The following is a 7,131-nucleotide window of genomic DNA, read 5'->3' as shown; positions in this document are numbered from 1 at the left end:
GCCGCTATTGAGCGAATCGACCGGCCGGCGACGACTGCGCGCGAAATCTCTTCTCGCTCGGCAATCGTCAAAGCGAGCCTGGAGCGGTGTCGTGGCGTTGGCTGTATCCCGCCATTCCTCGCGAGAACTCGTTGTACTGCTGAGTGGTAGCGATCAAACAGTCTGGCAATCTGCGCAAGGGTGTCACCTTTTCGCCACCGCTCCCACATTAGTGCCTTTTGAGTCTCGGTGTAGTAGATCCTGCGCCTCTGTTTCATTTTCAACACCTCCACTGCACACGCAGTGTCTAGTGTTGCATCGACCCATTGAATCCACGCTCAGGGTATGACCCATGTAGCGCAGTTCACTGGCGGTTTTGCCCTTGCGGTACAGCTTGGCATCGGGATCGGTCTTGGACTCGTGCGTCTCGTTGCTGCGCTTGCGACCTTTGAAGTTGGCGCCGTCGCTGTCGTCATCGTCGCCGCCGTCCTTGCACACGAAGCTCTTGTGGCCTGCCCACGCCTGAATCAGCGTGCCGTCGACGCTGAAGTGCTCGCCCGACAGCCAGTTCTTCTTCTGCGCGATGGCCAGCACCTCGTTGAAGAACTCGATCACCGCATCATGCTTGATCAGCCGTTCGCGGTTCTTGCTGAACACCGTGGGCTTTGCTGTCTGCCGCCTCGATGGTAGCGGCAATGCGCACCTCCTGTTTTGGCATATCGCCATCGATGTGTGGCAGAGAGGCGGACCGCTCGGATGCCTCTGCGTCATCGGCGATGGGATTGCGGACCCTATCTGGGAACCCTAATAGACGAGCGAAGTCCTGCACGCGTTCCCGCGGCATCTTCGTCTGATTGACCGCGGCTTCAGGGTTGCCGAAGCCCAACGACATACCGAACGCGGTGACTTCCTCCGCAGGCATGTTCAAATACGATGCAATCTGGGCGTGGAACGGTGCGAATGCTACCTGGGGGCACGTGTCCATGCCACGTGCCTTCGCTGCAATCATGAGGTTCTGCGCGAAAAGCCCGATATCTATCCAACTGTGCGGCTTCAGTCTGCGGTCGATACTGATAATCAGCCCCACCGGTGCGCCGAAGAACGCGAAATTCTTTTCGGTCTGGCGCGAGCGGGCCTCGGTGTCGTTGCGGTCAATACCAAGCGACCCGTAATAGCGCGCGCCGAAATCAATCAATCTTTTCCGAAAAAGGTCGGGCAACGGTTCAGGAAAGTGCGCGGGAGCGGGAGCCTTCCCGGCCCTGTGGGCGGCGACCAGAATCTGGGCAAGTTCGTCCTTGACGTTACCAGTGACCACATATACGCGCCATGGCTGAATGTTGGCCCCGCTTGGAGCGGTAGCCGCTTCCTGCAGGATCTGCTCGACCGTCTCCCGGCACACAGGATCTGGCTTGAACGCTCGGACTGCCCGCCGTGAGGAGACTACGGAGGCGACACATTGTGCGATCGCATCTTGGGACAATTTATCCGCCGTTTGGACCATGATTCACTCCTGCGGGGCCTCGTGATAGGAGATCCGCCCGGAAGGGAGGAAGAACAACGCGATCACAGCGCCGCCTTTAGCTTCCGGGTAATGATGGCTGCCAGGAGCGGGGGCGGTCCAGCCGCCCGCACACCAGCCATTTGGACCGTTGAGTGCCGCGCCAGGGTTCAGAGGTACGACCATGTTGAACTCCCCATATGGATGGCCGTGGTACTGCCCCCGCAGGCGGCCATCCAGATGGCCCTGAGCATTGCCAGTGCTGTCCATATACACCGCCGTGATGCTGAAATGCAGCGTGCGCTCGGAGGGATCGGCGATGCGGCTACGGCGGTAGGCAAAGCCTTCGATGTCGATGCTCGCGGCCCAGCCGTCCTCCACACCCTTGCGAACGAGGGAGGACAACGTCTGGTAAAGCTCGCTGTCAGGTCCGTATTTTTGGTTGAGCCAGCTTTCTACCTCGGGGCCGGTGGTGAGGTCCTTCACTTCTTCAAGGAAGGGGATGCAGCGCTCGATCAGTGCTTCGCGGTCGCTGTTGAGATTCTCTGTCGTCATGGTTTGCCTCCTGTCTAATGCATGGAGCCATAATGCGCCGCCCGCCAACGGAATGGAATTGATGTCTGTGCAGCTGCATAATGAGCGGCATTCAATGAAGGGGTCCCATCATGAGCATCGGACGCACAGACCTGAACCTTCTGAAGGTGTTTGAGGCCATCTATGAGGAGAGGAATCTGGTCCTGGCGGGAAAGCGTCTGCACCTTACGCAATCAGCGGTCAGTCATGCGCTACGCAGACTGCGAGAACTGGTTGGTGACGAGCTGTTCGTACGGATGGGCAAGGGTATGGTGCCGACCGCCCGTGCCATGTCAATGGCACCAACGTTGCTGGATTCGATTCGCCGTATCGAGAGCGCCTTGGGCACGGAGCCGTTTTCTCCGAGTCAATCCAGGCGCAAGTTTGTCATTGCGGCGAACGATTACGTCACTGAGGTGATAGTCGCCCCGTTGTCTCGCGAGTTGCAGAAGATGGCTCCCGGGGTGGACCTCGTCATTCGGCCCTCAACACGACTGGATCTCGCGGAGCAGATCGACCTGGGACGTATCGATATTGCCATAGGTATCTTCTCCCAGATTCCACCTCGCCTGAACTCGTGTGCCTTGATGTCCCAGGGTGAGTCGATCTTGATGTGCAATGGACATCCGGCCTCGCGAAGAAAGCTCAGACTCGACGATCTTACGAAGTACCCACTTGTCACATTGTCAGTTGGTGGGCAGGAGGAAGGGGCGGTCGGAGGATTTATCGTCGAGCGCGGACTAGCTCGCCAGTCCGAGATGTTCGACCGGCGCGCATTGGAGGAGGCGCTCCTTGCTTTTGGAGAGGCACCGCGACTGAGAGTTACGGTCCCACACGCGCTTGCTATTCCCGCCATGCTTCGTAAGACGGACATGCTGTCGATCGTGCCGGCGTCGCTCGCCCTGGCACTCGCAGACCGTGGCGGTCTGGTTCGTCGCGCCCCACCTTATCCATCCCGCACCGAGACTATGCGAGCGGTCTGGCACGATCGTGACGATGACGATGTTGGGCATGCCTGGCTAAGGGAGATGATTTTGAAGACTGCCCAGACCTCAGAAGAAGCGCTCAAATAGTCCGAAGGCGGTCGTTGTGCACATGAGAAGTCCGCGCTGTAACACCGTGCTGCGGCCATGTGGACGTCTGCTTGCGGTCGGCAAGCGATAGTCTTGGCGACATGAGTCATCGGAGCGATCGGCGTTGTCCCAACTGGACGAATCGAAAGACCCGCGTGTCCCAACTTGTCCATGGCGGTCATGGACGCCTACGGCGATAGACGGTGTGGAAAACGAACCGTGTAAGAAATGAATCGCAATCGCCTTTGACGTCTGATCGCCCCGATCTCAAACGCTATCGACACTACTTCGAATGACGGCTATCGAATCCCACATCGTTAGAGCAATCTACCGCCAAGCCATCGCTCCGAACGCGGGCACCAAATAATGGCTGCCTCCATCGGTGGAGATTCCACGGATCGGGCGTCTTGCGATATCGGTCCACATGTCGACGGTCGAGTTTGCCTGGGAAGCGGCTAACGCCCGTGCCCGCGCATGAAGCCGCATCCCGTTTCCCCGGCCGCCGCGCCAGGCGGCGGTCGGGGCGCGCCCAGCGCGTCAGACCGAGCCGACGACCATGGCGGGCGACGTAACTGCGCTAGCGCGCTGCTTTCCCGATCGACGCGCCGCCGTCCACGAACAAGGTCTGCCCGGTAATAAAGCCGGCAGGCTCGGACAGCAGGAATTCGATGGAGGCGGCCAGTTCGTCCGGTTTGCCGAGGCGTCCCATCGGCACCATCGACAGGAATCGCTTCTCTGCCTCACTGCCCTGCGGCGTGTTGGCACGGAACATCTCGGTTTCCACCGGCCCCGGCGCTACCGCGTTCACCGTGATCCCGGTAGTGGCAAGTTCCAGCGCCCAGGTGCGGGTAAAGCTGATCATCGCGCTCTTGGCCGCCGCGTAGACCGAGCGGTTGGCAACGCCCAACACGACCAGACTCGACAGGTTCACGATCCGCCCCCAGCCGCGCTCGCGCATGCCGGGCAACAACGACTGCACCAGCTGAACCGCGGGCCGCAGGTTGGCGCGGAACATGGCATCCATGGCATCCAGGTCGATGCTGCCGAGCGGCGCCAGCTCGATGAAGCCCACGTTGTTCACCACGCCGTCGATCTGGTGCTGGGCCTTTAGGCGGGTGAGCGCCTGTTCGGTGGCAGCCGAGTCCGTCAGGTCGATGGGCACCAGCATGCCCGGGAATTCGGCGTCAGCATGGCGCGCGATACCGATCACCATGTGCCCGGCCGCGGCCAGTCGATGCGACAACGCACGGCCGATGCCCTTGCTAGCACCGGTTATCAGAAAAGTCTTTGTTGTCATGGCACGTCCCCACTTGAGTACCGGCGCGACCACGCCCCGGCGCGTTTTATATCAATTGAACTAAAATTATTGAAACACCAACCGCGCTGCGACCCTCCATGCTGGCATTGGGGTCTGCGTGCGGATTCGGCCATGCCGGGATGCCGCCGGCCCTAGAATCCCGGGCCACATGCGTCACCCCCTCCGACAAGATGCAGGCCGACATCAAGCTTTGCGGCGCTGGGGCCTGGCCGGTCAGATCTATCGCCAGGTTCGCGCCGGCATCGTCGACGGACGGCTCGCGCCAGGCGAGCGCCTGCCTTCCACACGTACGCTGGCGTCGCAACTCGGCGTGTCCCGGACCACGACGCTGGACGCGTTCGAACGATTGATGGCCGAGGGCTATCTGCGATTCTGCACATTCCTCTGCGCAACGGATTGCCGGCAGGGTTCGATGAGTAGGTCATTCCCAGCGTGAATTCAGAATGATGCTGCACAGATTCACGCGCTCGAAGCTCGGATCCTTGTGTGCAATGAAATCGTCATTGAACGTACCGAACGTAGTGGCAGGCCGATGCTTCATGCCTTCGTAGAAGGCGTCGATCATCTGATGGGCGAAATCTGCGCCGCGTGGATAGCCCGCGACCACGGCAGCGCGTTGTTGTTGGGTAAAGTCGTCGAAGCCCCGTCCTGCGACGTCCATCCCAGCTCCGGCTTGCACCAGTGCGATTTCACCGTCCATGTGCTCGGGGATGCCTGGCGTCGTATGGAGCGCTATAGCGGTCCATACCTTGGCCACGTCGGCCTCGGCGACCTGGCGGCTACGCAGAAACTCGCGAGCGGCATTTGCTCCGTCCACCTCAAAGCGCAATTCGCTGTCACGGTAAGCGGGCGTCAAACCGACGTCATGGAACATCGCCGCTATGTAGAGGAGCTCGGGGTCGAATGAGACATTTTTCGTTTTCCCAAGTAGAGCGCCCCACAGGTAGACGCGCGTCGAGTGGTTGAACAGTAGGTCGCTTTCGGTATCCCGAACAAATTCGGCCACCTCTCGAGCCAATCGACTGTCTGGGATGATGAGGTCGTGCAGTTCGTTCGTCGATTTTGCTTTGTCTTGCGTCATTGCGTTTCTCGCACACTGTAAAAATCGTGCGCTTTATGCGGCACGCGGTTAGGGCTTTCTTCTCAACCGAACGACCATTTCGGCGGCGCATCGTTATGAGGACTGTCTCGAGAACGTTACGCTTCGCATGGGCTATTGGAAAGGCCCAAGAGTGAGCAATTTCGATGTACCATCTTCCTATGGCAACTCTCTCTGTCAGCCTCGACCGCTCTGGACGCGTCTCGCTGTCCACGCAGATTTATGCCTCGATTCGCAATGCAATCGAAACGGGTCAGCTTGCCGCAGGCGCACGTTTGCCATCCTGGTTGGACCTAGCCGCCCAACTGGGCGTCGCTCGTGGTACTGTCCGTGCCGCCTATGAACGGCTGATTGACGAGCAGTACGCGATCGGGCTCGGCGCGGCGGGCACCCGGGTAGCGGAGCGGCCGTCGCGGGACACTTCTCGATGGACGCCCGAGGCCTCGCCGCTGCCGGAACTGTTCTTCGATTTCAGCGCTACGCCCCTGGTGTTTCAAATGGGCGTGCCGTCGCAAGACTCCTTCCCTTTTAAGCTCTGGTCCCGTGTGCAGGCACGCGCAGCGCGTCGGGCAGCAGCCGCTCCTGTCGGGTACCCCGATCCACGCGGTGAACCTGATCTGCGACAGGAGATCGCCGCTTATGTTGGTGTCTCGCGGGGCCTTCGATGTAGTCCCTCTCAGGTTTTCGTTACAGCTGGTTTCTCTGGCGCGCTCAATTTGGCGATTCGTGCACTGCGCCTGGAAGGCAAAGGAGCCTGGATGGAAGATCCCGGCTTTCCTCTCACGCGAACGGCGCTAGGGCTTGCGGGGATGACTGTAGCCCCGGTCCCGGTGGACTCGGACGGTCTTGATGTCGACGCAGGCATCCGGATCTCGCCCGAAGCCGCCCTTGCGGTCGTTACGCCCGGCCAGCAAGCGCCGCTTGGGATGACGATGTCGTTATCACGACGGCTTGCTCTACTCGAATGGGCCAAACATTACGGTGGGTGGGTGGTCGAGGACGATTATCTCGGGGAATTGCAGCTGAAAGGGCGGGCCGCGCCGGCTCTTGCATCGCTCGATAACGATGGGCGAGTACTGCATATCGGGACCTTCAGCAAGACGATCAGCCCGGCGCTGCGTCTCGGGTTCCTCGTTGTCCCGCCGGACGTGGCGGGCCATTTCGGCGATGTCGCGGCGTCTCTGGCCCCTGCTCCTGCTGCACCAGTACAGCACGCCGTGACCGAATTCATGCACGAAGGACATTACCTCCGCCATCTGCGGCGCATGAAGCGTCTATATGCCACGCGGCAAGAGGCCTTGGTCCGCGCACTGAAGACACACGCGACGGAAACGCTCAGATTGCAGGCCACTGCCGGCACGGCCGTCGTGATCGCGTTACCACAGTCTGTATCTGACATCGATATCGCCGTGAGAGCACGCTCTTACGCCTTGGCCCCGGTTCCCCTGTCTCCGTGGTACGCGACCGGACCTGCGCAACAGGGACTCATGCTCAGCGTGACGAACGTGAACGAAGGCACCTTGGCGGCTGATTGCTCCCGCTTGCAGGAACTGATTCACCAGCGCCGTTGACGTCAGCGCGTAGGCCGGCG

General features: G+C 60.4%; 6 protein-coding genes and 3 pseudogenes. 3 read left to right on the top strand and 6 right to left on the bottom strand.

Annotated elements, in window-relative coordinates:
- From BLR29_RS33060 to BLR29_RS28925, 4 genes and pseudogenes are all read right to left on the bottom strand, one after another.
- Positions 1–257 (bottom strand): annotated as a pseudogene (locus BLR29_RS33060) (IS30 family transposase); the annotation flags it as partial.
- Between the two features lie 43 nt (positions 258–300).
- A pseudogene (locus tag BLR29_RS28935) lies at positions 301–642 on the bottom strand (transposase); the annotation flags it as partial.
- The gene (locus BLR29_RS28930; protein WP_092142579.1) at positions 599–1,480 is read right to left on the bottom strand and encodes a nitroreductase; all 882 of its coding nucleotides are present in this window, start codon (positions 1,478–1,480) and stop codon (positions 599–601) included. The gene BLR29_RS28930 and the pseudogene BLR29_RS28935, both read right to left, overlap by 44 nt.
- A 3-nt stretch (positions 1,481–1,483) precedes the next feature.
- Positions 1,484–2,032: a 4-hydroxylaminobenzoate lyase gene (locus BLR29_RS28925; RefSeq protein WP_092142577.1), complete on the bottom strand. Its 549-nt coding sequence runs from the start codon at positions 2,030–2,032 to the stop codon at positions 1,484–1,486.
- A 110-nt stretch (positions 2,033–2,142) separates the two neighbouring features.
- Between BLR29_RS28925 and BLR29_RS28920 the strand changes: the two genes are divergently transcribed.
- A complete protein-coding gene (locus BLR29_RS28920; RefSeq protein ID WP_092142574.1) occupies positions 2,143–3,123 on the top strand; it encodes a LysR family transcriptional regulator in 981 nt (326 codons plus the stop codon).
- A gap of 577 nt (positions 3,124–3,700) precedes the next feature.
- Here the strand turns inward: BLR29_RS28920 and BLR29_RS28915 are convergent.
- Complete coding sequence (locus BLR29_RS28915) at positions 3,701–4,420, bottom strand: SDR family oxidoreductase (RefSeq protein WP_092142571.1); 720 nt, start codon at positions 4,418–4,420, stop codon at positions 3,701–3,703.
- Positions 4,421–4,589: 169 nt separating this feature from the next.
- On the opposite strand from BLR29_RS28915, the pseudogene BLR29_RS28910 reads away from it, so the two are divergent.
- A pseudogene (locus BLR29_RS28910) lies at positions 4,590–4,808 on the top strand (GntR family transcriptional regulator); the annotation flags it as partial.
- 54 nt (positions 4,809–4,862) lie between these two features.
- On the opposite strand, the gene BLR29_RS28905 reads toward BLR29_RS28910, so the two are convergent.
- Positions 4,863–5,522, bottom strand: coding sequence for an HD domain-containing protein (locus tag BLR29_RS28905; protein WP_092142568.1), 660 nt, complete (start codon positions 5,520–5,522; stop codon positions 4,863–4,865).
- Between the two features lie 179 nt (positions 5,523–5,701).
- Between BLR29_RS28905 and BLR29_RS28900 the strand changes: the two genes are divergently transcribed.
- Positions 5,702–7,111, top strand: a complete 1,410-nt coding sequence (locus tag BLR29_RS28900) for a MocR-like pyridoxine biosynthesis transcription factor PdxR (RefSeq protein ID WP_092142598.1) — start codon at positions 5,702–5,704, stop codon at positions 7,109–7,111.
- Positions 7,112–7,131 lie beyond the last annotated feature (20 nt).

It is taken from the genome of Cupriavidus sp. YR651 (genome assembly GCF_900101625.1).
Classification (GTDB): Bacteria; Pseudomonadota; Gammaproteobacteria; order Burkholderiales; family Burkholderiaceae; genus Cupriavidus.
The sequence above is the reverse complement of the archived record's forward strand: the minus strand, read 5'-3'. Positions and strand labels throughout refer to the sequence as shown.